17 protein-coding genes and 1 tRNA gene are annotated in these 24,012 nt (G+C 43.4%); 10 read left to right on the forward strand and 8 right to left on the reverse strand.

The window, feature by feature from the left end; all coding sequences use genetic code 11:
- The first annotated feature begins 7 nt into the window (after positions 1-7).
- Positions 8-1,222, forward strand: a complete 1,215-nt coding sequence (mraY, locus tag LZG71_RS21765) for a phospho-N-acetylmuramoyl-pentapeptide-transferase (protein WP_233823962.1) — start codon at positions 8-10, stop codon at positions 1,220-1,222.
- 70 nt (positions 1,223-1,292) lie between these two features.
- On the opposite strand, the gene LZG71_RS21770 is transcribed toward mraY, so the two are convergent.
- Together LZG71_RS21770 and aroB are read right to left on the reverse strand one after the other, a co-directional pair.
- Positions 1,293-1,868, reverse strand: coding sequence for a DUF4136 domain-containing protein (locus LZG71_RS21770; RefSeq protein WP_233823963.1), 576 nt, complete (start codon positions 1,866-1,868; stop codon positions 1,293-1,295).
- Positions 1,869-1,952: 84 nt separating this feature from the next.
- Positions 1,953-2,987: a 3-dehydroquinate synthase gene (gene aroB / locus LZG71_RS21775; protein WP_233823964.1), complete on the reverse strand. Its 1,035-nt coding sequence runs from the start codon at positions 2,985-2,987 to the stop codon at positions 1,953-1,955.
- A gap of 441 nt (positions 2,988-3,428) precedes the next feature.
- Here aroB and LZG71_RS21780 point away from each other — a divergent pair, with 441 nt between their 5' ends.
- Positions 3,429-4,484, forward strand: a complete 1,056-nt coding sequence (locus LZG71_RS21780) for a VOC family protein (protein ID WP_233823965.1) — start codon at positions 3,429-3,431, stop codon at positions 4,482-4,484.
- Between the two features lie 68 nt (positions 4,485-4,552).
- Here LZG71_RS21780 and LZG71_RS21785 read toward each other — a convergent pair whose 3' ends face one another.
- Positions 4,553-5,530, reverse strand: coding sequence for a 1-acyl-sn-glycerol-3-phosphate acyltransferase (locus LZG71_RS21785; RefSeq protein ID WP_233823966.1), 978 nt, complete (start codon positions 5,528-5,530; stop codon positions 4,553-4,555).
- 234 nt (positions 5,531-5,764) lie between these two features.
- Here LZG71_RS21785 and LZG71_RS21790 point away from each other — a divergent pair, with 234 nt between their 5' ends.
- The 4 genes from LZG71_RS21790 to LZG71_RS21805 all read left to right on the forward strand — a co-directional run bounded on the left by LZG71_RS21790 (position 5,765) and on the right by LZG71_RS21805 (position 10,104).
- Positions 5,765-6,805: a hypothetical protein gene (locus LZG71_RS21790; protein WP_233823967.1), complete on the forward strand. Its 1,041-nt coding sequence runs from the start codon at positions 5,765-5,767 to the stop codon at positions 6,803-6,805.
- 42 nt (positions 6,806-6,847) lie between these two features.
- Positions 6,848-7,696, forward strand: coding sequence for a TIGR01459 family HAD-type hydrolase (locus LZG71_RS21795; RefSeq protein ID WP_233823968.1), 849 nt, complete (start codon positions 6,848-6,850; stop codon positions 7,694-7,696).
- A gap of 99 nt (positions 7,697-7,795) precedes the next feature.
- Positions 7,796-9,337 carry a YifB family Mg chelatase-like AAA ATPase gene (locus tag LZG71_RS21800; RefSeq protein WP_233823969.1) on the forward strand — a complete coding sequence of 514 codons (1,542 nt, stop codon included), beginning with the start codon at positions 7,796-7,798 and terminating at the stop codon, positions 9,335-9,337.
- 149 nt (positions 9,338-9,486) lie between these two features.
- Complete coding sequence (locus LZG71_RS21805) at positions 9,487-10,104, forward strand: OmpH family outer membrane protein (protein ID WP_233823970.1); 618 nt, start codon at positions 9,487-9,489, stop codon at positions 10,102-10,104.
- Between the two features lie 393 nt (positions 10,105-10,497).
- Here the strand turns inward: LZG71_RS21805 and LZG71_RS21810 are convergent, their stop codons facing one another.
- From LZG71_RS21810 to LZG71_RS21820, 3 genes are all read right to left on the reverse strand, one after another.
- Positions 10,498-11,250, reverse strand: a complete 753-nt coding sequence (locus LZG71_RS21810) for a succinate dehydrogenase/fumarate reductase iron-sulfur subunit (RefSeq protein ID WP_233824137.1) — start codon at positions 11,248-11,250, stop codon at positions 10,498-10,500.
- 122 nt (positions 11,251-11,372) lie between these two features.
- Entirely contained in the window at positions 11,373-13,361 is a 1,989-nt protein-coding gene (locus LZG71_RS21815) for a fumarate reductase/succinate dehydrogenase flavoprotein subunit (protein WP_233823971.1), read from the reverse strand.
- Between the two features lie 82 nt (positions 13,362-13,443).
- The gene (locus LZG71_RS21820; RefSeq protein ID WP_233823972.1) at positions 13,444-14,115 is read right to left on the reverse strand and encodes a succinate dehydrogenase cytochrome b subunit; all 672 of its coding nucleotides are present in this window, start codon (positions 14,113-14,115) and stop codon (positions 13,444-13,446) included.
- A gap of 285 nt (positions 14,116-14,400) precedes the next feature.
- Here LZG71_RS21820 and LZG71_RS21825 point away from each other — a divergent pair, with 285 nt between their 5' ends.
- From LZG71_RS21825 to LZG71_RS21840, 4 genes are all read left to right on the forward strand, one after another.
- On the forward strand, positions 14,401-17,304 hold the full coding sequence (locus LZG71_RS21825; protein WP_233823973.1) for a gliding motility-associated C-terminal domain-containing protein: 2,904 nt from the start codon (positions 14,401-14,403) through the stop codon (positions 17,302-17,304).
- A gap of 352 nt (positions 17,305-17,656) precedes the next feature.
- Positions 17,657-20,554, forward strand: coding sequence for a gliding motility-associated C-terminal domain-containing protein (locus tag LZG71_RS21830; protein ID WP_233823974.1), 2,898 nt, complete (start codon positions 17,657-17,659; stop codon positions 20,552-20,554).
- A gap of 123 nt (positions 20,555-20,677) precedes the next feature.
- Positions 20,678-21,556: an ACP S-malonyltransferase gene (gene fabD / locus LZG71_RS21835; protein WP_233823975.1), complete on the forward strand. Its 879-nt coding sequence runs from the start codon at positions 20,678-20,680 to the stop codon at positions 21,554-21,556.
- Between the two features lie 67 nt (positions 21,557-21,623).
- A tRNA-Gln gene (locus LZG71_RS21840) sits at positions 21,624-21,694 on the forward strand.
- A gap of 279 nt (positions 21,695-21,973) precedes the next feature.
- Here the strand turns inward: LZG71_RS21840 and rnc are convergent.
- Together rnc and fabF are read right to left on the reverse strand one after the other, a co-directional pair.
- On the reverse strand, positions 21,974-22,720 hold the full coding sequence (gene rnc / locus LZG71_RS21845; protein WP_233823976.1) for a ribonuclease III: 747 nt from the start codon (positions 22,718-22,720) through the stop codon (positions 21,974-21,976).
- Between the two features lie 14 nt (positions 22,721-22,734).
- Complete coding sequence (fabF, locus tag LZG71_RS21850) at positions 22,735-23,988, reverse strand: beta-ketoacyl-ACP synthase II (protein WP_233823977.1); 1,254 nt, start codon at positions 23,986-23,988, stop codon at positions 22,735-22,737.
- Positions 23,989-24,012: the final 24 nt, after the last annotated feature.

Consider the following 24,012-nt stretch of genomic DNA (forward strand, 5'->3'; position numbering starts at 1 on the left):
CCGTTACATGCTATATTATTTCTTCGATTATCTTGACCGACATTTCAATATACCCGGCGCTGGTGTATTTCAATATATATCTTTCCGGGCACTGGGTGCCACTGTTCTTTCCCTGGTGATAGCGGCAACATTTGGTAAATGGATCATCGAATTCCTGAGAAAAAAGCAAATGGGTGAATCCATACGTGATCTTGGTCTGGAAGGTCAAATGGAAAAAACAGGAACTCCTACTATGGGGGGATTTATCATTTTAGCATCGCTGCTGATTCCTGTCCTACTTTTTGCAAAACTTACCAACGTATATATCGTTTTGCTCATCATCACGGCACTATGGACCGGCCTGATCGGTTTTGTGGATGATTATTTAAAAAAATTCAGAAACAATAAAGATGGTCTTCATGGCAAATTTAAAATTGCGGGCCAGGTAGGACTTGGACTCATAGTGGGACTCACATTATCTTTTAATGATAACGTAAAAATCAGGGTATACGAACAACCCTTATTAAGTTCAACGATTGGTGAAGTACAGCGTTACCGTGATATTGTTCACCCAACGGTCACTACGATCCCTTTTATCAAAAATAATGAATTCGATTACAGGACATTACTGTTCGGCTGGTTGCCAGAAGAATATACCTGGGTAATCTATACCATCATCGCAATTATAATCATCACTGCTGTTTCGAACGGAGCAAATATAACTGATGGAATTGACGGCCTTGCGGCAGGTGTTTCAGGAATTATAGCATTAACACTTGGCGTATTGGCATACCTCTCCGGAAATACCAAGTTCTCACAATATCTCAACATCATGTATATCCCGAATTCGGGAGAGCTGGTGATATTTTGTGCCGCACTCATAGGAGCCTGTGTCGGATTCCTGTGGTATAATGCTTATCCGGCCCAGGTTTTTATGGGCGATACCGGCAGTTTAATGTTGGGAGGAGTAATTGCGGTTGTTGCACTGGCCATAAGAAAAGAATGGCTCATCCCCTTTTTATGCGGTATTTTTCTGGCTGAGAACCTGTCAGTCATCATGCAGGTCAGCTACTTTAAATATACCCGAAAGCGGTATGGAGAAGGCAGGCGAATTTTATTAATGTCACCTTTGCACCACCACTATCAGAAGAAAGGAATACATGAAGCCAAGATCGTAACCCGTTTCTGGGTTGTCGGCATCATACTAGCTATTCTGACATTAGCGACTTTGAAACTACGTTAAGAAAGTTTTTAGTAAACAGTTTACACTAACCTTATTGTGAACTGTTTACTAAAAACTGTGAACCAGAAATTTACCTTCCCACCTGCTCACTATATCTCCTTGGATCATAACCTTTGGCAAACAATGGATATTGATCAAAAATACGCCTTACAACGCTTCGATAATGATTGTTGGTGCTTTCGGCTCCTTTAAAAATTCCTGATGCATATCCTCTCCAGACTACCTGATCACTTTCAGCATCAATAAGTGATACGATCAGCGTCCCTTTTTCCAGAGCGTATTTAATTGGTTCGTAACGGAAGCCATCATTTTCGGTATCCACCCAGTTTTTAATCACCGGCTGCATGTACCCTTGATAGCGTAGATTGTCATAAAAAATACCGTAGTTAACCAGGAGTGTCGGTTTATCGGCAGTTAACTTGTAGCCACGCACCTGCATCTGTCGACGAATCGCCTCATATATTTCTGTGCACAAATTGTTGGTATCACGCTCACATTCAAGGAACGTATAGGAGGAGTAATCCTTAAAATTGGTTTCGTAACTGTAATCGTGCTCCACAAACACCTTACGACCACTTGAGCAACCTGCGAGCAACACCACTATTATCGCAGCAACATACGGTTTAATAGACTTTAACATAAGCATTTCATTTGTCAGGTTATAAAATATATATGATGTAATCAAATCAAAACCCTTCAATTCAATAGCTTATACCAGGCTATGCCGTACCTACCCCATATAATAAGCTATTGCTTTACGCATTTCCGATAGCGAAACCACAATGTCATAAGCGCAACTTCCGGCACTCGTCAAAAGTGAAAAACGTATTTCGCTGCCTCTGTTCTTTTTGTCCTGACGGGTCAAAGCAATTATTGCTTCAATGTCCTCAGCTGCAATTTTTACCCTGCCATAAGTGGCAAAAATGAATTCCTCAATGGCACTTAACGTAGCTTGATCTATCATGCCACGTTTGAAAGACAAATAACTTTCCATGATCATACCCACTGCTATTGCCTCGCCATGGAAAAGTCTTTGGTTTGCCGCTTTGCCCAGAAAGTGAGTTTCCACAGCGTGTCCCAGTGTATGTCCAAAATTCAAGATCTTCCTCAATCCCTTTTCAGTCGGGTCCTGATCAACAACATGCTGCTTAATCTTTACTGAATGATCAATAAGGTCCGTCCAGTTCTGATCTTCAAAATCAATCGCGCTAATCTGTTTCCACTTGGCTCCATCGGCAATAAGGCAATGTTTGATAATTTCAGCAAAGCCAGACCTTATTTCTCTTACCGGAAGAGTATTCAAAAAAACCGGATCGATAAGTACCGTCTTAGGTAAATTAAAAACACCCAGGTGATTCTTAAATCCATGGAAATCAATCCCAAGCTTTCCTCCTACACTTGCATCCACCTGCGATAAAAGTGTGGTCGGAATTTGTAAAAAATCTATTCCTCTTTTGTAAACCGCCGCGCAAAAACCTCCCATATCCCCGATCACTCCACCACCGATATTAATCACAAGTGCGTGTCTGTCAAGCTCTGCGTTCGTCATTGCTTCCCATATTGTTTCACAGGTGGCCAACAACTTGTTGGTTTCTCCGCTTGGTATAACAACCATCTTGTGAGGTGGTAACGCAGACTTTATATGTGGATAACAATGCCTTTTGGTATTGTTATCGGCAATTACAATGACTTTTGAATAGTTTGCTGAACTGATGAAACTTAATAAACTCTCCTGAATTGGTGCAATAACTACGGACTGATTCATTACTAATAAATTGAGACAATACGCATCAAATATACGGTGTCGATTGCCTTATGGATGTAGTACTAAAAAATTTAAAATTTTATTCCGGATTTTACAGTTAAAGATAGAAATTATTAGGCAAGTAAGGCATGATGGTTGCGAAATTAATTACTCAATCTCCACATCAATGAGTTGTGTACAACACATGTTACGGTAGCATGCTCATCTGCACGTCGCTATAAATAATTAAGACTTACATTTCAAATTAACCCTTGATAAAGGAATCCTGGCAAGTAATCTCCCCATCCTGGATTTATTAATATGTGCCAACCAAACGAAGTTGAGACCATCACCTATTTGCTTACAGCCTCTTGTTTCACCTTTTTATTTCGTAAAATTGCGCCTTATATAGAATCCGACAACCCTGATCCGATCAATCTGTCTTAAAAATTATCTCAACCAATGAGTACTCCACTTATATCCGGAATTCAACAAGTAGGTGTTGGTGTCCAAAATGTTCCCGAAGCCTGGCAATGGTATCGCCGTGTTTTAGGTTTTGATGTACCGGTATTTGACGACAAAGCCGAAGCGCCACTCATGACTCCGTATACGGGAGGAAAAGTACACCAGCGACACGCTGCGCTGGCTATCAATATGGCTGGTGGTGGCGGTTTGGAAATTTGGTCATTCACAAGCCGTGTTTCTCAGCCAGCGGGTTTCAAGATGGAATTGGGAGATCTGGGAATCAACGCCTTACGTTTTAAAGCTCCAGATGTTAAAAAGGCCCATGAATGGGTAAAAAGCAAATCGAAAGAAGCCGTGGGACCATTATCCGCTTTGCCAGAAGGCGAAGGTTTCTGGGGAAATGACCCATACGGCAATATATATCAGATCACGAGCGACACATCCTGGTTCCAAAAAACTGGTCATGCCGTTGGTGGCGTTTCGGGTGTAGTAGTAGGTGTTTCGGACATCAACAAAGCGCTGTTGTTTTATAGCAATCTGCTCGATCCGATGGAAATTGTTTATGACAAAACCGGTGTTTTCGAAGATCTGCCAACATCCATTGCAGGTCAGCGATTCCGTAGGGTGTTATTGAGAAAGCGTTTTACTCCTGTAGGGGCATTTTCTAAATTACTTGGAAACATTCAGATCGAACTTTTGCAGGCACTTGACCGTACTCCCAAGAAACTTTTTGAAAATCGTTACTGGGGCGACTGCGGCTTTATACACCTGTGCTTCGACACACTTGACATGGACACCCTTAAAACAAAGATACAATCCAAGGGTTATCCCTTTACTGTTGACAGCGAGAAGTCGTTTGGTATGGAATCAGCAGCAGGAAGGTTTGCCTATGTGGAAGATCCGGATGGAACACTTATAGAGCTTGTGGAGACACACAAGCTACCTATTTTGAAGAAGATAGGCTGGTTTTTAGATATACAAAAAAGAAAACATCAGAAGCCACTACCAGACTGGATGCTGAAATTGCTTAGTCTGAGTCGAGTGAAAGACTAAACTATATAGCGAACGCCCCTGTAAACTGTCTGAATATGTTTACAGGGGCGTTTTTAACTAATCTAAAGTTAGAATTTGCTCCCAGCCCATGCTAAAAGCGGCAAAAGCACAAACACTGCAAGACCTATTTGAAAACCTGCAAATACACCCACAAGGATCGAAAGCAACCCAACAATAACAGGGTACAAGTATAGGAGCAGTCCGAAAAGAACCGAATCGTAGAAAACCGAGCGGGCAGTAAGTTTGGCAGATTTTTTTACAAAAAATGAATAGAGCGGCCAGTGCAGGCCACGTCCCAATATACCCAACATTGCTAAAATGGGGTTTCTACTTCTTTTTTCAACAGTCCCGCCAAAGAAACGATCCATCTCCGCCTCCCGATTCTGTTTTGATAAGTCGGGCGGCAATGTCAATATTTCCTGGTTCATACGGGCATCAAGTATTTCATTAAATTCACGAAGCCATTTTTCGTATTCGTCAGGATTTGTTCTTATATCACCTGGTCTGATTGCATTTCCAAAGCCGAGTGAAACCCGCTTATCTGGTCCACGGAAATGCTCATAATTAACGCCGGTCGGGATCACTTCCATATCAGTCAGTGCATCAGGGCCATACCAGATCTGATGCGCCATGCGCGCAGTTCCTTTACCGAGAGGCCGCAACCGCCATTCGTTCACACATATTCCCTCTGAGAAAACAACCACTGCACCTCCCTGCTTTAAGGCGTTATAAGCTTGCTGTGCGGTAACATCATGATTTTTAACATACTGCCGGCCTTCGGATCCCCGAAAAACTGGTATCAGATTGATTTGTCTCAGCCAGAATGCGACTGCCGGCTTTTTGAAAACATCCCCGCGCGTGAGTGTGTGAATTGGTTTCGTAAGAACAGAACCGATTACCAATGCATCAAAAAATGAATCGGGGTGGTTGGATGCGAGAAGAAAAGGCCCTTTGCCGGTAACACTCGCTACGTTTTTAACTATAAGCTTGCGAAGATAAATTGGAAGCGCAAGGCGGATCAGAAAGCGTGAAAAGTAGTAAAACAAAATATCAGATGTCAGTTTTATGCAAAATTAACCCAAAAGATTGGGAATTGTAATCAGGTTAATGATGCTTGCAGCACACTACACTGCTTTTAATCCTGAAATTTCATTCGATTATATTATTTATTCCATTACTTTAAAGCCAGATATCATCCTCATCCAGTTAGTTGCTAACTTTGTAAAAGACACAAATCCTTAAATTGACTATTCAAGGGCAGAAACCCAACCATTACAAAAATGCGTTTAAAAGATTATCCGGCCATTATTCGAAAAGCCTGGGAAGGATTTGACAGCTCCATAGGTGTAAAGTTCGTTGAAGATATAAGTGCCAAAGTTTCCACCAACCACGTTTTTCGGGTTACGCTCGACAACGATGATAATGTAATTGCCAAACTCTCCTATTTTGGAAAGTACGAGCATTTTAAAGAAGATCACAGGATCATCCAAACACTTGCCAATAATTTACTTTACCCATACGAAAATGTACTGGCAAGATCTTTAATGAAAAACAATCAGGTTTACACCTATCGTTATCAGGAAGATTTTGTGGATACCTGGGTCGTGTTCTATAATCCGATCCGGGCGATGAACCGCATGCCAAGACGTCTTGATGAACATCACATCAGGAAGCTGGGGAACGAGGCAGCAAAGTTCCATCTGGCAAGTTTCAGAGCAGGAAAGTCCATTCCAAAGTCTTCAAAAAATCTGCGTACCGACATACAGCATCTGCTGGATATTCTGGAAACCGATACCGGCAAATACGAGCATCGGGGCTTTATACATATCCTTAAAAAACAGTGTGATATTTTCCTGAAAAATATACAGCGTCTCAATGTGAGCGGTTTTGATCTCATGCCGGTTTTTGTAGACTGGAACATCGGGAATTTTTCGGTTACAGATGACCTCAAATTTTTCTCGCGATGGGATTATGACTGGTTCAGGGTTTCGTCACGGATCATGGACTTTTACTTTTTCAGCCGTGTGGTTTCCAATGTCGGCGACCGGACTGTTTTCAGCTATCTTATGGGGCCGTTAACAGAGGATCGGTTCATGATTTTTTTGGAAGAATATCACCAGGTCTACCCGCTTACGGAAAGGGAGATTCGCTTCATAAAAGAGGCATATCGTTTCTTCATTCTCAACTATGTGATCAAATACGGAAAGTATTTTTTCCACCGGTCTTATTGCACCAAATTACAAAAAGAGGCCTACGAACTCTATTTCCCTGCCATTGAAGGATTTGATGAAGAAAAAATTCTGCGTCATTTAAAATTATAGGGTAGCATACAATCCACATTTCACTCCTTAAGACACCTGTTTATGATACTTGACAATTTTAAATCTGTTTTATCAAAATATGAAGTAATTTTCTTTGATGCTTTCGGTGTTCTTAAAACCTACAACGGACTCATTCCGGGAATTGAAAATACATTTGCCTATCTCCGTGAAACGGGTAAAGATTTTTATGTCGTTACCAACGACGCTTCCCGCAGTCCCGAACAACTGGCAGAGTCTTACGTAAAGCTTGGAATTAATGACGTAACTCCCGACCGTATTATTTCTTCCGGGATGCTAGCCCGCGAATATCTTGATCTGAAAGTAAGAAAAGGAATTGTGGCCTATTTGGGGACCGATAACTCGGCACACTACATAGGCACCTCCGAACTTCAGACACTTTCGATCAGAGAATTGGATCTTAATGCAGTTGGTGATATAAATGCGCTCGTGTTTCTTGACGATGAAGGTTTTGACTGGAACACCGATCTGACCAAAACGCTGAATCTCCTGCGCAAGCGGAACATTCCGGTTATAGTTGCTAACACGGACAAGACCTATCCTGCATCCAAAAGCAGACTTTCCATTGCTGTGGGGGCTCTGGCTAAAATGATTGAGGATACCATTGGCCGTCAGTTTATACGATTTGGAAAGCCCGATCCGCAGATGTTTATCTTTGCCTATCAACACATTAAAAATTATCCTAATGTAAGTAAAAGAGATATTTTAATGGTTGGGGATACCCTGCATACCGACATCCTGGGAGGCAACAAATTCGGATTGGACACAGCACTCGTACTTACGGGTAACACGCAGGCCGAAGACGCCGAAGTACGGATTCGCAGTACAGGCATTATCCCTACGTATATATGTGTTTCCGCCGTAGTGGAATGATATTCAGTTAATTGATAGTATTAGTTTCTCACAATTCATGTTACTTTTGAAGATAATAAGTAAGATAGACGAGCCAATCATCATCAACTAAAAATACACATGCTAGCTAAAACTTTTGGGAGCGCCGTTTACGGTGTGGATGCAACAATGATCACCATTGAGGTGACTGTTGGCCAGGGACTGGGATTTTTCATGGTTGGTCTGGCCGACAGCGCCGTGAAAGAGAGCCAGCAGCGCGTGGAAGCTTCACTCAAATTTTTTAACTACAAGATGCCTCGTCAAAAAGTGGTTGTAAACCTTGCACCTGCGGATATCCGAAAAGAAGGTTCGGCCTACGATCTTCCCATTGCTTTGTGCACAATGAAATCTTCTGAACAATTGTCCGGAGACAAGGATCTCGAAGACTATGTGATCATGGGAGAACTATCTCTCGATGGTATTCTGAGACCCATTAAAGGCGTTTTACCAATAGCAATTGAGGCCAGAAAGCAAGGTTTTAAAGGTTTCGTGTTACCCGCAGAAAATGCCCACGAAGCTGCTATTGTCAACAATATTGACATTATACCAGTTGAAACCCTTGAAGATGCAATCGGTTTTTTTGAAGGGACTAAAGATATTGAACCTCTTATCATTGACACGCGTGATTTGTTCTTCACAAGCCAGAATGAATACGACGCAGACTTTGAACATGTGCAAGGGCAGGAAAATATCAAAAGAGCGCTCGAAATTGCCGCTGCGGGTGGACACAATGCCATTATGATTGGACCTCCCGGAGCCGGAAAAACCATGCTGGCAAAGCGTATTCCTAGTATATTACCACCATTGACACTGCCAGAGGCACTGGAGACTACAAAGATACATTCGGTCGCCGGCAAGCTTGGGAAGCGGGCAACACTCGTTTCGCGCAGACCCTTCCGATCTCCTCATCATTCTATCAGCGATGCCGCACTTGTAGGCGGCGGAAGTTTTCCTCAACCAGGAGAAATTTCTCTGGCTCATAATGGTGTATTGTTTCTGGATGAGCTCCCCGAATTTAAGAGAACTGTACTGGAAGTAATGCGGCAGCCTTTGGAAGAACGCAGAGTGAGTATTTCCCGAGCCAAAATGGCGGTAGAATTTCCTTCCAACTTTATGCTCATAGCAAGTATGAACCCTTGTCCGTGCGGCTATTACAACCATCCCGAAAAAGAATGCGTTTGTGGACCCGGCGTTGTTCAAAAGTATCTGAATAAGATCAGCGGTCCGTTGCTCGACCGGATTGACCTTCATGTGGAAGTTACTCCTGTGTCTTTTGATCAGATCGCATCTACCCGAAAGTCAGAAAGCAGTCAGCAAATACGCGAACGTGTGATACGTGCGAGGGATAAACAAACGGAACGGTTTAAGGATAAAAAGGAAATCTACTCGAATGCGATGATGCCTCCCGAAATGGTGAAAGAGATATGTGTGATTGGAGATCCGGGAAAAGCTTTACTACGCACAGCAATGGACAGGCTCGGGCTCTCAGCAAGAGCATATGACAGGATATTGAAAGTGTCACGTACCATTGCTGATCTGGCCGGGAGCGATGATATAAAGGTAGAACACCTCGCAGAAGCGATTCAATATCGCAGTCTGGACCGGGAAAACTGGGCCGGGTAATGGTACAATTCAAGTCCAAAACCTGACGCAAACCGCTGTATGAGTATATTTTACATTTTGAATGCGTAAAAAACAGAGTTATTGCATGGCTTGAAACACAAATCATTATCTTTGCGGCTCTTTCTAAAAAACAATAAAACTTTTAAGACGTGAATAACAATACTTCGTTGATTTGGAACATCGTACTTACCCTTGCTGTGGCGGTGTTATTCTTTTTACATTTTTCGAATAAACCAGAAGCGGGAGCGGTTACAGCAGATGGACAGGTAGTTCCGGGACGTCGTACAGTTTACGTTCAGGTTGATTCTTTATTGACTAACTACGATTTCTTTAAAGAAACCAAGAAAGAACTTGAAAACAAGAACTTCCAGCTTGAAAATGAGTTGAATACAAAAGGAAGATCATTGCAAAATGAAGTTGCTTTTTTCCAACAAAAAGCACAAACGATGACTCCTGAACAAGCTCGTTCAACAGAGGCTCAGTTGATGAAAAAACAACAGGATCTGGTTGCTTACCGTGATCAGGCTGCACAATCTTTGGGACAAGAAGAAGCTAAGAAAAACGAACAGCTTTACAAAAACATCCGCGCGTACATTGAGAAATACAACAAAGAAAATGGCTACGAATATGTTCTCGGTTATTCTTTGGGTGGTGGAATTCTTTTCGCAAACCCATCTTTGGATGTAACGAAGAAAATCATCGACGGATTGAACAAAGAACATGCAGCTTCGGGTGGAGCAAAAGCAGATACTACTGCTAAGAAATAATATCCGGCTTTATAGTCTGAAATATTAAGTTTAAGAACGAGGTTGCCTGTTAGGTGCCTCGTTTTTTTGTGCTTACTAACTTGTACAACACATGTCTTGAAGCAAATTGTAAGTTTGAATGGTGATTGCTGGATTCACTCTAAGTTGAGGTTGAATTACATAGTTTTGGCTACTTATAAAAATTTATATCTCGCCAAAACTATGTAAAAACGATACACTTTTGGCGAGATATAAATTTAAAAACGTTAGTCCAAAGCATAAAAAAAGGTGCCGATCATCAGCACCTTCTTCACAATAAATCAAATCTAAATGCACATTTAGTGCTATATTTTTATTTGTATCTTGTTGATTTTAAAGCTAAACGCTAGTTGCTATCAGCTAAATATATTGCTGTTAAACAGCAGATGAAGACAATTTTGCACCGATATATTCCCGGTTCATACGGGCAATGTTTTCCAGACTGATCTCTTTTGGACATTCAGCTGCACAAGCACCTGTGTTGGTACAAGCACCGAAACCTTCTGCATCCATCTGAGCAACCATTTTCTCTGCACGAATGTTTCGTTCAGCCTGTCCTTGCGGAAGCAACGCCAGCTGAGATATTTTGGCAGAAACGAAAAGCATTGCAGATGCATTTTTACATGCAGCAACACAAGCTCCGCAACCGATACATGCCGCAGCAGCAAAAGCATCGTCCGCAGCTACTTTTGGTATTGGAAGACTATTCGCATCCTGTGCATTACCTGTATTCACAGACACAAATCCACCGGCAGCAATTACTCTGTCGAATGCATCACGGTCTACAACCAAATCCTTGATAACCGGAAAAGCCTCTGCTCTCCATGGTTCCACTACGATGGTATCGCCATCTTTGAACGAACGCATGTGCAGCTGACAGGTTGTAACACCTCTCAAAGGACCGTGAGGCTGGCCATTGATGTACATTGAACACATTCCGCAAATCCCTTCACGGCAATCGTGGTCAAATGCAACCGGCTCCGTTCCTGTTTCTATAAGTTGTTCGTTCAGAACGTCGAACATTTCAAGAAATGACATATCCGGAGAAACGGTATCCAGACTGTAATTTTCAAAACCTCCCTGTGTATTGCTATTGCTTTGTCTCCAGACTTTAAGCTTAATATGCATGTTACCTGCACTCATTTTTCCAACATTTAACGGTTATCAATTAACCAATAATATTAATTAAGCGAATGGCCGGCTGCAAATCAGCCGGGGCGGCCCCGCCGATGGCCGAATGCCGACGGCTATTATTTATAACTTCTTTGGGCAATCTTAATGTTGTCGTAAATCAACTCCTCTTTGTGAAGCTCCCATTCTTCCTGAGCTTTGTGTTCCCAAGCCGACACAAACATAAAGTTCTCATCGTCACGAAGCGCTTCTCCTTCTTCTGTCTGATGCTCTTCACGGAAATGGCCTCCGCATGATTCTTCGCGGGTAAGTGCGTCGATACACATCAATTCACCCAGTTCAATAAAGTCAGCAACGCGACCGGCTTTGTCAAGTTCAGGATTAAATTCAGTAGTATTTCCCATCACTTTCACATCACTCCAGAATTGCTTGCGAAGTTCACGTATCTCAACGATCGCTTCTTTCAAACCCTGTGCGTTACGTGCCATTCCACATTTATCCCACATGATTTGTCCCAGGCGACGGTGGAATAATTCAGGAGATGTTTTTCCCTGAATTTTGATCAATGTATCAATGCGGTCTTTAACCTCTTTTTCAACCTTGATAAATTCCGGATGATCGGTTGATATTTTACCGGTTCCAATTTCTTTGGACAAGTAGGACCCAATGGTATAGGGAATTACAAAATATCCGTCAGCAAGTCCCTGCATAAGCGCAGAAGCACCCAAACGGTTTGCGCCGTGGTCAGAGAAATTGGCTTCTCCCAAACAATATAAGCCAGGAACAGTTGTCATAAGGTTATAGTCAACCCAAAGACCGCCCATGGTGTAATGCACAGCAGGATAAATACGCATAGGCACTTCGTAGGGATCTTCTCCTGTGATTTGCTTATACATATCGAAAAGGTTACCGTATTTTTCTTTTACAACCGCCTTTCCCCAGATTGTAATATCTTCTTTTGAAGGATTAACAATGTTATTTTTATTCGCTTCTCCCTTTCCATAACGCTCTACCGCAGCAGCAAAGTCAAGGAAAACGGCAAGCTTGGAAGTACCTACACCATATCCGGCGTCACATCTTTCCTTCGCCGCACGCGAAGCAATATCACGTGGAACAAGGTTACCAAATGCAGGATAACGGCGTTCCAGGTAGTAATCTCTTTCGTCCTCAGGAATTTCATTTCCCGGGCGAGTATCATTCTTTTTCTTTGGTACCCAAATCCGTCCGTCATTACGAAGGGATTCCGACATCAAAGTAAGTTTTGACTGATGCTCTCCTGAAACAGGAATACAGGTTGGGTGAATTTGCGTGAAACATGGGTTACCGAAGTATGCACCACGTTTGTGTGCTTTCCATGCAGCAGTTACATTGCTACCCATTGCGTTGGTAGAGAGGTAAAATACGTTTCCGTATCCACCTGTACACAGCAAAACAGCATGACCTCCGTGACGTTCAACTTCACCCGTAATCAGGTTTCTTGCGATAATACCGCGGCATTTGCCATCGATATTTACCACATCCAGCATTTCGTGGCGGTTGTACATTTTAACTGTACCCATACCAACCTGACGCTGCAAACCTGAATAAGCGCCAAGTAACAATTGCTGACCAGTTTGTCCGGCTGCGTAGAAAGTACGCTGAACCTGCGTTCCACCGAAAGAACGGTTGGAAAGCAAACCACCATATTCACGTGCAAAAGGAACACCGGCTGCAACGCACTGATCTATAATATTTCCGGAAACCTCTGCGAGACGGTGTACATTTCCTTCTCTTGCGCGATAATCTCCTCCTTTAATCGTATCGTAAAAAAGACGGTAAACCGAGTCACCATCATTTTGGTAATTTTTTGCAGCATTGATACCACCCTGCGCTGCAATCGAGTGCGCGCGACGTGGAGAATCCTGAAAACAAAACGCTTTTACCTTGTAACCCATTTCGGCAAGTGTAGCGGCAGCCGAAGCACCCGCAAGACCTGTTCCTACAACAATGATTTCAAGGTTACGCTTATTGGCAGGGTTAACAAGAGCTACTGAAGACTTGTATTTACTCCATTTTGTTTCAATCGGCCCCTGTGGTATTTTGGCATCCAGATTAGATGAAGTTGCCATATATTTTGTAATGTTAATTTAATCAGAAAACAATATTCAAAATCAGAGCTGTCAGCGATTGGCTGTCAGCTTTTAGAGCGGCTTAGTACACCCAGCCCAAATAGATCGAGATCGGCATCAGAGCGAAAAGAAGCGGAATGACGATAGAGAATGCCGTTCCAACAAATGAAATAAGACCGTTGTATTTCACGTGATTTAGTCCAAGCGATTGGAATGCACTTTTGAAACCGTGCAATAAATGCCAGAATAAGGAAATACAGCCCAGAACATAAATCAAGACCACAATCGGGTTTTGAAAAATATCCAGCATCATTTGGTACAAATTCAATTCCTCGCCGGTAGCAAACTGATTGGAACGGTTAGGAATCCAGAAATGCGCAGTATGGATCACCAAAAAGATCAAAAGCAAAGTTCCCAATAAACCCATACTTCTGGAATACCAGGTACTGTTTGCCTCTGCTTTGTTCACTGCATACTTCACAGGACGAGCAGCAGCATTGGATTTCCAAAGCATCAGACCGTCTACAATGTGAATGATGAATCCGGCAACAAGTCCGATTTCAAGCGTACGGATAATTGGGTTTGTACCCATAAAATGCCCCCAATGCGTGAAGGTTTCACCTCCGTCATTGTAAAAAATCATGGCATTAATAGCGGCATGAATAACCAGAAAGCTTATTAGAAAAAGTCCGGTAAGAGCCATCAGAAGTTTCTTACCAATGGAACTCGTTAACGTTTGTGTAAACCACGACATAGAAAACACGAATGGTTTTAGTGCAAAAAAAAGAGGTATATTTAGAACGATTCAAAGGTATAGCACAAACCTATGCGACACAATAAAACAAAGCCATTTTTGTAAAACTGATTATAATTTATAATCATTATTAAGAATCCTGATTTTGAAGCACAAGGCATTTACTTAAGTTTGTCACCTTGTGTAAAATAATATGAAAATTGTTACAGAACACCTACTTTACACACACCTGTTTTTTGCAAGATTTCGTTTAGGTTTTAGTCTATGTTCGTTAATCCAAATAATATGACGATCTCTCCTCCTCGTTTCAGATTTTTGTTTCTTTTTTTGCTGCTTTCCTTATTTGGTTTCCAGGCAAATGCCACACACATTCGAGCCGGTGAAATCACGGCGCGCCGTCTGTCAATGGCTTCGCCTATCTATGAGATTAAGTTAACAGCTTATTTTGATATAGTAAATGGCCCGGACGCCTCTGACTTACAAGACTTCGTTGACTTTACCATTGGTAACGTTAACTCCACAGGACGTCCGGTAGTCCTTTCAGCACCCCGAATTTTACCCATTGTTAATATCGGAAACGGCACTACCAGAAACATCTATATCATTCAATACACCTTTCCAAGTACCGGACAGTTCAGGATTTCTTTCGAAGAGGATAAAAGAAACAACAACGTGTTGAATATCGGACCTAAGCCAACTGATAACCTTAATTTCTACGTAAGTACTACACTGGACATCAACTCCAATTTAGGTTTAAACCAAACACCGGTACTGCTCAATGCGCCCATCGACCTCGCAGCAGTCGGACAGCGCTATATCCACAACCCCGGTGCTTTTGATGCCGACGGTGATAGTTTGGCGTATAAAATGTTTATTCCTCAGAAAGACGGATTGAACGGTGCAGGTATCAATCTTGAATATGAAGATCCTAATCTGGTCGGCACCCCCGGCAGAACCGAAGCAGGAGCAAGCCCGGCAACTTTTAGTCTCAATCCCATTACAGGAGACCTGATCTGGGATGCACCCATGACAAAAGGTTATTACAACGTCGCATTCATTGTCGAAGAATGGCGCGATGGGTTCCGCATAGGAAGGATTGTCCGCGACATGCAGATCATCGTCGAAGATGCTCGAAACGACAGGCCTAAAATTGATCCCATCCCTGATATATGCGTCGAAGCAGGAACACTTATCAATCAAAGGATTACCGCCACCGATAAAAATGGCGACAGGCTTACACTCACTTCCACAAGCGGGATTTACGAATCCGTACCACCTCTGCCACCTCTGATCAAACCGGCATTTGCAAGGTTTAATGTTGCACAACAGGGCACTCAGTCTCAGGTGGCAGGTGTGCTTACCTGGCAGACAGGATGCGACCACGTCAGGCTGGAACCTTATGATGTGCTCTTCAAAGTAGAAGACGGACCCGGACCCAATACCCCCAGCCCGGCTTTGTTTCGAAAACTCGTCGACATGACAACCCTTAATATCCGTGTTTACGGACCAAAACCTGTCAATGTTAGAGCCGTCGCAGCGACCGATCCCGTTGGCGTCGCTTACAGGGTCACATGGGATGCATACAAATGTCAGGTCCCTGGTGCCAAAATCACCATTTACAGAAGTGAAGGATGTAAAGATATTCCCGAAGATGTTTGTATCTCTGGTATTCCCGCAGGTTCGGGGTATACAGAAATCGGCCGCGTTGGCGTAAATGAAACAACATATCTGGATAATCAGGAAGGACTCAAAGCAGGGGTTTCATACAGTTACAGGATTGTGGTAAAATTCCCGCGTCCGGGAGCAAACCTCAACGAACCGGGTAGTCTGGTAGGTGGTGGAGAAAGTATTGCTTCCGATGAATTCTGTCTCAATCTGCCAACCATCATGCCCGTAATCACACATGTTACCGTAGACCAGACAAATCAGACAACAGGGGAAATCACTGTCAGATGGACCAGACCTATGTCTAAAGCCGGGCTTCCTGCCCAATACAGACTCCTTAGAGCAGTAGGACAAAACGGAACGGTGTTTACAGAAGTATTTAAGGTAACCACTAACCTGGATTCCAATGTCGCCGATACACAATTCGTCGACAAGGGCCTTAACACCACAGACAACGCTTACAGATATCAGCTCGAATATTCCCTTACACAAGGCGGAGCATTCGTTGTGCAGGACATCACCGAACCAGCAAGCAGTGTAAGACTTGAACAGGGCGCAGCAATTCCTACAAGTATTCGCCTGAACTGGTCGGCCATTGTACCCTGGAACAACAACGGAACAATTCACAGGGTATACCGGGAAGACAAAGCCAAACCAGGCACATTCAACAGAATTGATGATGTAAAAACACAGGGAAACCAGCCATTCACTTACATCGATGACGGTAATGATAAATTCCCCGGTGACGGAACAGTCAATGTGACCATTTCAAAAGATGTTTCCTATTGCTATAAGGTCGAAACTTTCGGGTCTTACAACAACAGACAGATCAAACCGGATACGCTGCTTAACTTCTCACAGATTATTTGCGTTGCCGCTTCGGATACCACCAAACCATGTCCACCGGTGCTCGAAATTGATCCCCTGGATTGTTCGGAGCTGATTGACAACCCCGAAACATTCTGTAACCAGACCAGCTTCACAAACAACCTCTCCTGGACTTTCCCCCAGGATTGCGACCAGAATTTGTCGGCTTACAGAATTTATTATGCAAGATATGAAGGTGATACACCTGCGCTTGTTGGTACGGTAACACCACCTCCGATCCCGCTGGCAACAACATTTGAACATAATGGACTTACCTCCTTTGCCGGCTGTTATTATGTCACATCTGTAAATGGGTTTGGGGCTGAAAGCGCACCAAGCAACATTGTCTGCAAAGACAATTGCCCAATGTATGTGCTGCCCAATGTCTTCACGCCAAACGGTGACAACAAAAATGACACTTTCAAACCATACGACTGTCCGGCTTTTGTGCAGTCGCTCGAATGCAGGATATTTAACAGATGGGGTGCACAGGTATACGATACCAAAGATGTCAACATCAACTGGGACGGAAAAACAAAAGATGGCAAAGACCTCGCAGCCGGGCAGTATTACTATGAAGTATCTGTTTACTTCGAATCGACCAGCAAAAACCCGAAACCAACTGTTCTCAAAGGTTGGGTGCAATTGCTTAGATAGGTGAAGGGAGCTGAAAAATTTACGGGGTTTAATTATTCATTTCAGGCGAATAATTAAACCCTATTTTTGTATGTTATAAAGCATTCATTATCAATGCCAAACATTTACTATATTATCTGGCATATTTCTTTATCATTTGTGAGAAACCTGCTTGTTACACTAATAATAAGCGAATGTGAGTCATATTAATGGGAGAAACACACATTTTTGGCTATATTTTCGTTCCATTTAAGACGAAATGGGTCATATACTGCGAGAGCCTTTTCAGTTCTCACGTATGTTCTCACCTATATTCCGTCTAACTTTGCCATCTTATCGAAGCCCTGTCCAAATTAGTTAAGTACTGATATATATGCGCTCTTTTTTACAATACCTGCAAGTACTATTTTGTGTGTTACTACTATGCTTAGGCTTCCAGGCCAACGCCACACACATTCGTGCCGGTGAAATAACAGCCCGCCGCTTGTCTCTTGCCTCACCTACTTACGAAATTAAGCTCACAGCTTATTTTGATATAATCACCGGTTCTGGCGCTGCCGGACAGCAGAACACTGTAGAGTTTACCATTGGTAACGTTAACTCCACAGGACGTCCGGTAGTCCTTTCAGCACCCCGTGTTGAGCTGGTTGAAATTGGAAATGGTAGTACCCGAAACGTCTATACAATTCAATACACCTTCCCGGGAACTGGACAGTATCGAATTTCTTTTGAAGAAGACAATAGAAATGATAACGTTTTAAACATCGGTCCAAAACCAACAAACGGACTTAATTTCTACGTAAGCACCACACTGGATATCAACTCCAATTTAGGTTTAAACCAAACACCGGTATTGCTCAATGCACCCATCGACCTCGCAGCAGTCGGACAGCGCTACATCCACAACCCGGGTGCTTTCGATGCCGATGGTGACAGTCTTTCTTACAAGATGTTTATACCTCAGAGAAGTGGATTAAACGGTGCAGGTATCAATCTTGAATATGAAGATCCCAATCTGGTCGGCGCCCCCGGCAGAACCGAAGCAGGAGCAAGCCCGGCAACTTTTAGTCTCAATCCCATTACAGGAGACCTGATCTGGGATGCACCCATGACAAAAGGTTATTACAACGTCGCATTCATTGTCGAAGAATGGCGCGATGGGTTCCGCATAGGAAGGATTGTCCGAGACATGCAGATCATCGTCGAAGATGCAAGAAACGACAGACCTAAAATTGATCCTATTCCTGATATATGCGTCGAAGCGGGAACACTCATCAATCAAAGAATTACTGCCACCGACAAAAATGGCGACAGGCTTACACTGACCTCAACAAGTGGGATATATGAAGGAATTGCGCCATCTCCATCACTGATCAAACCTGCATTTGCAAGGTTTACTGTTGCACAACAGGGTACTCAGTCTCAGGTGGCAGGTGTGCTTACCTGGCAAACAGGATGTGACCACGTCAGGCTCGAACCTTATGATGTGCTCTTCAAAGTAGAGGACGGGCCAGGACCAAATACACCCAGTCCGGCTTTGTTTCGAAAACTCGTCGACATGACAACCCTTAATATCCGTGTTTACGGACCAAAACCTGTCAATGTAAAAGCCGTTGCTGCTACCGATCCCGTTGGCGTCGCTTACAGGGTCACATGGGATGCATACAAATGTCAGGTGCCTGGCGCCCGTATCGTCATTTACAGAAGTGAAGGATGTAAAGATATTCCCGAAGATGTTTGTATCTCAGGTATTCCCGCCGGTTCGGGGTATACCGAAATCGGCCGCGTTGGCGTAAATGAAACAACATATCTGGATAATCAGGAAGGGCTCAAAGCAGGGGTTTCATACAGTTACAGGATTGTGGTAAAATTCCCGCGTCCGGGAGCAAACCTCAACGAACCGGGTAGTCTGGTAGGTGGTGGAGAAAGTATTGCTTCCGATGAATTCTGTCTCAATCTGCCAACCATCATGCCCGTAATCACACATGTTACCGTGGATCAGACAAACCAGACAACAGGGGAAATCACTGTCAGATGGACCAGACCAATGTCTAAAGCCGGGCTTCCTGCCCAATACAGACTCCTTAGGGCAGTAGGACAAAACGGAACGGTGTTTACAGAAGTATTTAAGGTAACCACTAACCTGGATCCCAATGTCGCTGATACACAATTCGTCGACAAAGGCCTTAATACCACAGACAACGCTTACAGATATCAGCTCGAATATTCCCTTACACAAGGCGGAACACTCGTTGTGCAGGACATCACCGAACCAGCAAGCAGTGTAAGACTTGAACAGGGCGCAGCAATTCCTACAAGTATTCGCCTGAACTGGTCGGCCATTGTACCCTGGAACAACAACGGAACAATTCACAGGGTATACCGGGAAGACAAAGCCAAACCAGGCACATTCAACAGAATTGATGATGTAAAAACACAGGGAAACCAGCCATTCACTTACATCGATGACGGTAATGATAAATTCCCCGGTGACGGAACTGTCAATGTGACCATTTCAAAAGATGTTTCCTATTGCTATAAGGTCGAAACTTTCGGGTCTTACAACAACAGACAGATCAAACCGGATACGCTGCTTAACTTCTCACAGATCATTTGCGTTGCCGCTTCGGATACCACCAAACCATGTCCGCCGGTGCTCGAAATTGATCCCCTGGATTGTTCGGAGCTGATTGACAACCCCGAAACATTCTGTAACCAGACCAGCTTCACAAACAACCTCTCCTGGACTTTCCCCCAGGATTGCGACCAGAATTTGTCGGCTTACAGAATTTACTATGCAAGATATGAAGGCGACACGCCTGCGCTTGTTGGTACGGTAATACCACCTCCGATCCCGCTGGCAACAACATTTGAACATAATGGCCTTACCTCCTTTGCCGGCTGTTATTATGTCACATCTGTGAATGGGTTTGGGGCTGAAAGCGCACCAAGCAACATTGTCTGCAAAGACAATTGCCCCATGTATGTGCTGCCCAATGTCTTCACGCCAAACGGTGACAACAAAAATGACACTTTCAAACCATACGACTGCCCGGCTTTTGTGCAGTCGCTTGAATGCAGAATATTTAACAGATGGGGCGCGCAGGTATACGATACCAAAGATGTTAACATCAACTGGGACGGAAAAACAAAAGATGGCAAAAACCTTGCAGCAGGTCAGTACTACTACGAAGTTTCCGTCTTCTTCGAATCCACAAGCAGAAACCCTAAACCTACTGTTCTTAAAGGATGGGTGCAACTCCTTAGGTAGTAAGCGCGATAGCGAACCTGTCAGAATTCTTTTTTCTTTCATTCACAAGTATTTCCTTTGTAGCCCCGCACCCAGTTGCGGGGCTTTTTTTATTTCACCACGAACATTTCAAAATCATTAATTATGAAAAAGGCATATATCTTCCCTGGTCAGGGATCTCAGTTTAAAGGAATGGGATTGGATCTGTATCAATCATCTGATTTGGCCAAAAGTTTATTCGACAAAGCCAACGAAATTCTTGGGTTTGAAATAACCAAGGTAATGTTTGAAGGAACTGACGAAGAACTCAAACAAACCAACGTAACTCAGCCTGCCATTTTCATTCATTCGGTCGCTCTTGCACAAAACAGTAGTGATTTCACTCCTGACATGGTCGCAGGACACTCTCTTGGCGAATTTTCAGCACTTGTAGCAGCTGGCGGATTATCTTTTGAACAAGGTTTAAAACTGGTAGCGAAACGCGCCGATGCGATGCAAAAAGCATGTGAAATCCGCCCATCCACCATGGCTGCAATACTCGGACTGGATGATAAAACAATAGAAGACATTTGTGCAAGTATCACAGACGAAGTGGTTGTTCCTGCAAACTATAACTGTCCGGGCCAGGTTGTGATCTCCGGAAGCATTGAAGGTGTAGAAAGGGCTTGTGAATTATTGAAAGCTGCCGGAGCAAAACGCGCGCTCCTACTTCAGGTTGGTGGAGCATTCCACTCTCCGTTGATGGAACCGGCACGAGAAGAACTTGCAGCCGCTATTCATGCAGCCGAATTCAAATCGCCCGTTTGCCCCATTTATCAAAACGTAAATGCGAAACCTTCTACGGATATCAATATAATCCGTGAAAACCTGATATCTCAGCTAACTGCACCAGTTCGCTGGACACAGTCTGTGGAAGCAATGGTTCAGGATGGAGCTGGCTTATTCATCGAATGTGGCCCAGGAAAGGTACTTCAAGGTCTTGTCAAAAAGATTGCAAATCAGGTAGAATTAAAAAGTATATAAATTTTTTTCGCCAAAAACTTGACAAGATAGATTATCCGTATTATTTTTGCACCACTATTAACAGTTATGGCTGATGGTGTAATGGTAACACAGGACATTTTGGTTGTCTCGTTCAAGGTTCGAGTCCTTGTCGGCCAACAATAGTTAAGAAAAGCTCTTCGTATTTTTACGAAGGGCTTTTTCGATTTAAGGCTCTTTCCGAATCAGAAATCTTCAAGTGGTGCATTCATGAACGAATTATAAAACAACCGTCTCAGACATTCAAAACGCAACAGAAATAGGCTTTAACTGCTATCATTGAGCCTATCCTTCCATCACACTAATACCCTGAGTCAGGATATTGTATATGCAGGAACACCAGGCCAATTAGCCATCCAAAAAATATAAACTTTGTTGAGAGGGAATTCGGAGATATTGCTACTTCAATTCCAACAGCGCACAAGCCTGTTCAGAAGCCGATTGCTCAGCTTTTTTCTTGGTGAAACCATTTCCGGTAGCAAAAGGCTCATCATTCACCAGAATTTGCGAAATGAACTCTCTGTGGTGACGAGTGCCACGTTCTTCGAGAATTTCAAAACGAATTTCCTTTCCTTCACGCTGCGCCCATTCTATAATCAGACTTTTGAAATTGGCGTTGTTCTGAATGATGCTATCCAGATCGTAATGGGTGATGAGTTTACTGATGATAAACGTTCGTGTAAATCGAAATCCTTTATCAAGGTAAATAGCACCAACGAATGCTTCCAGAGCATCGCCATACATGGAAGAGCGCGGAGACATTCCCCTGCGATTGCCATCGTACTCGATCAGATTATCGAGGCCTAACTTACGGGAAATTTGATTTAGTGATTCGCGATTAACTATGCGCGAGCGGATTTCTGTAAGAAAACCTTCGTCTTTGTAGGGATACTTTGTAAAGAGGAACTCTGCGACTACCATTCCCAGCACGGCATCGCCCAGATATTCCAGCCTCTCATTGGATTCTCGAAATCCTTTGATAGCGGTTTCGCGCGATGCAGACGTATGTCTGAATGCCAGTTGATAAACTCCCAGATTGGACGGGCGGTCGCCAATTACATGGGCAATCGATTCTTTAAATTTTTTATCCTCCGCACTTCCGGTTCTGAAAAGAGAGAGTATCGGTATAAGAATTCGCTTTGCCAAGGTTAAATTTTTAATCAGCCCTCATACTTTTTAAAAATGACGGAAGCATTATGACCGCCAAAACCGAAAGTGTTACTTAGGGCAATATTGACCTTGCGCTCTTGGGCTTTGTTGAAGGTAAGATTCAATCGGGGATTAATTTCCGGATCATCTGTAAAGTGATTGATCGTAGGTGGAATAATCTGATCACGAATCGCCAGGATGCAAGCTGCTGCTTCAATTGCGCCTGCACCGCCAAGCAAATGACCCGTCATGGACTTCGTTGAGCTGATGTTCATGTTATAAGCATGCTCGCCAAAGAACTTCTCAATTGCTTTTATTTCCTGAGGATCTCCAATCGGTGTAGAAGTGCCGTGTGTATTGATATAATCAATTTCCTCAGGCCTTATTCCTGCATTTTCCACAGTGTTCTTCATCACCATGTAAGCACCTCTTCCATCAGGATGCGGAGCTGTAATGTGATAAGCATCGGAAGACATTCCTCCGCCGATCATTTCGGCATAGATTTTAGCTCCGCGCGCTTTCGCATGTTCGTATTCTTCCAGAATGAGTGCAGCGCCACCTTCTCCTAAAACAAAACCGTCACGGTCTTTGTCATAGGGACGTGAAGCGGTCTCCGGAGAATCGTTACGTTCCGACAATGCTTTTAATGCATTAAATCCACCCATTCCTGCATTTGTAACTGCTGCTTCGGATCCACCCGATATACACACATTCATCATACCCAACCGGATATAATTAAATGCATCAATGAGCGCATTCGTAGCAGACGCACAAGCGGAAACGGTAATAAAAGTTGGCCCCCTGAATCCGTAACGGATAGAAATAACTCCGGACGCACTGTCCGCAATCATCTTAGGGATAAAGAAAGGATTGAAACGTGGATTTTTTCCACCTTCCGCAAAATTTAGAACTTCATCTTCAAAGGTCTTCAATCCGCCAATCCCCGATCCCCAAATTACACCGGCTTTGTCAAGATCAAGCTTATCTGTGTCAAAGCCGGCGTCCTTCATTGCTTCGTCAGTCGCAATAACGGCATACTGGGTGAATGGGTCCATTTTACGGGCTTCCTGCCGAGGAATGTAATCATTGATGTCCAACCCTTTTACCTCACAGGCAAAACGGGTACGAAACTTCTCTGCATCAAATCTGGTAATGGGTGCAGCACCGCTGACACCAGCAACCAAATTTTTCCAAAAAGTAGGAACATCATTACCAACAGGCGTTAATGCGCCCATTCCTGTGATTACAACTCGCTTAAAACTCATAAAATAAGGGACAGAAAGAAGATG

It is taken from the genome of Dyadobacter sp. CY312 (genome assembly GCF_021390535.1).
GTDB lineage: Bacteria > Bacteroidota > Bacteroidia > Cytophagales > Spirosomataceae > Dyadobacter.

What these genes read in the sequence shown, in the direction of transcription:
- fabF (WP_233823977.1), bottom strand. Translation starts at nt 23,988, where the DNA reads ATGAGTTTTAAGCGAGTTGTAATCACAGGAATGGGCGCATTAACGCCT.
- LZG71_RS21780 (WP_233823965.1), top strand. Translation starts at nt 3,429, where the DNA reads ATGAGTACTCCACTTATATCCGGAATTCAACAAGTAGGTGTTGGTGTC.
- fabD (WP_233823975.1), top strand. Translation starts at nt 20,678, where the DNA reads ATGAAAAAGGCATATATCTTCCCTGGTCAGGGATCTCAGTTTAAAGGA.
- LZG71_RS21820 (WP_233823972.1), bottom strand. Translation starts at nt 14,115, where the DNA reads ATGTCGTGGTTTACACAAACGTTAACGAGTTCCATTGGTAAGAAACTT.
- LZG71_RS21810 (WP_233824137.1), bottom strand. Translation starts at nt 11,250, where the DNA reads ATGCATATTAAGCTTAAAGTCTGGAGACAAAGCAATAGCAATACACAG.
- LZG71_RS21770 (WP_233823963.1), bottom strand. Translation starts at nt 1,868, where the DNA reads ATGCTTATGTTAAAGTCTATTAAACCGTATGTTGCTGCGATAATAGTG.
- LZG71_RS21800 (WP_233823969.1), top strand. Translation starts at nt 7,796, where the DNA reads ATGCTAGCTAAAACTTTTGGGAGCGCCGTTTACGGTGTGGATGCAACA.
- aroB (WP_233823964.1), bottom strand. Translation starts at nt 2,987, where the DNA reads ATGAATCAGTCCGTAGTTATTGCACCAATTCAGGAGAGTTTATTAAGT.
- LZG71_RS21795 (WP_233823968.1), top strand. Translation starts at nt 6,848, where the DNA reads ATGATACTTGACAATTTTAAATCTGTTTTATCAAAATATGAAGTAATT.
- LZG71_RS21830 (WP_233823974.1), top strand. Translation starts at nt 17,657, where the DNA reads ATGCGCTCTTTTTTACAATACCTGCAAGTACTATTTTGTGTGTTACTA.
- LZG71_RS21790 (WP_233823967.1), top strand. Translation starts at nt 5,765, where the DNA reads ATGCGTTTAAAAGATTATCCGGCCATTATTCGAAAAGCCTGGGAAGGA.
- LZG71_RS21815 (WP_233823971.1), bottom strand. Translation starts at nt 13,361, where the DNA reads ATGGCAACTTCATCTAATCTGGATGCCAAAATACCACAGGGGCCGATT.
- mraY (WP_233823962.1), top strand. Translation starts at nt 8, where the DNA reads ATGCTATATTATTTCTTCGATTATCTTGACCGACATTTCAATATACCC.
- LZG71_RS21825 (WP_233823973.1), top strand. Translation starts at nt 14,401, where the DNA reads ATGACGATCTCTCCTCCTCGTTTCAGATTTTTGTTTCTTTTTTTGCTG.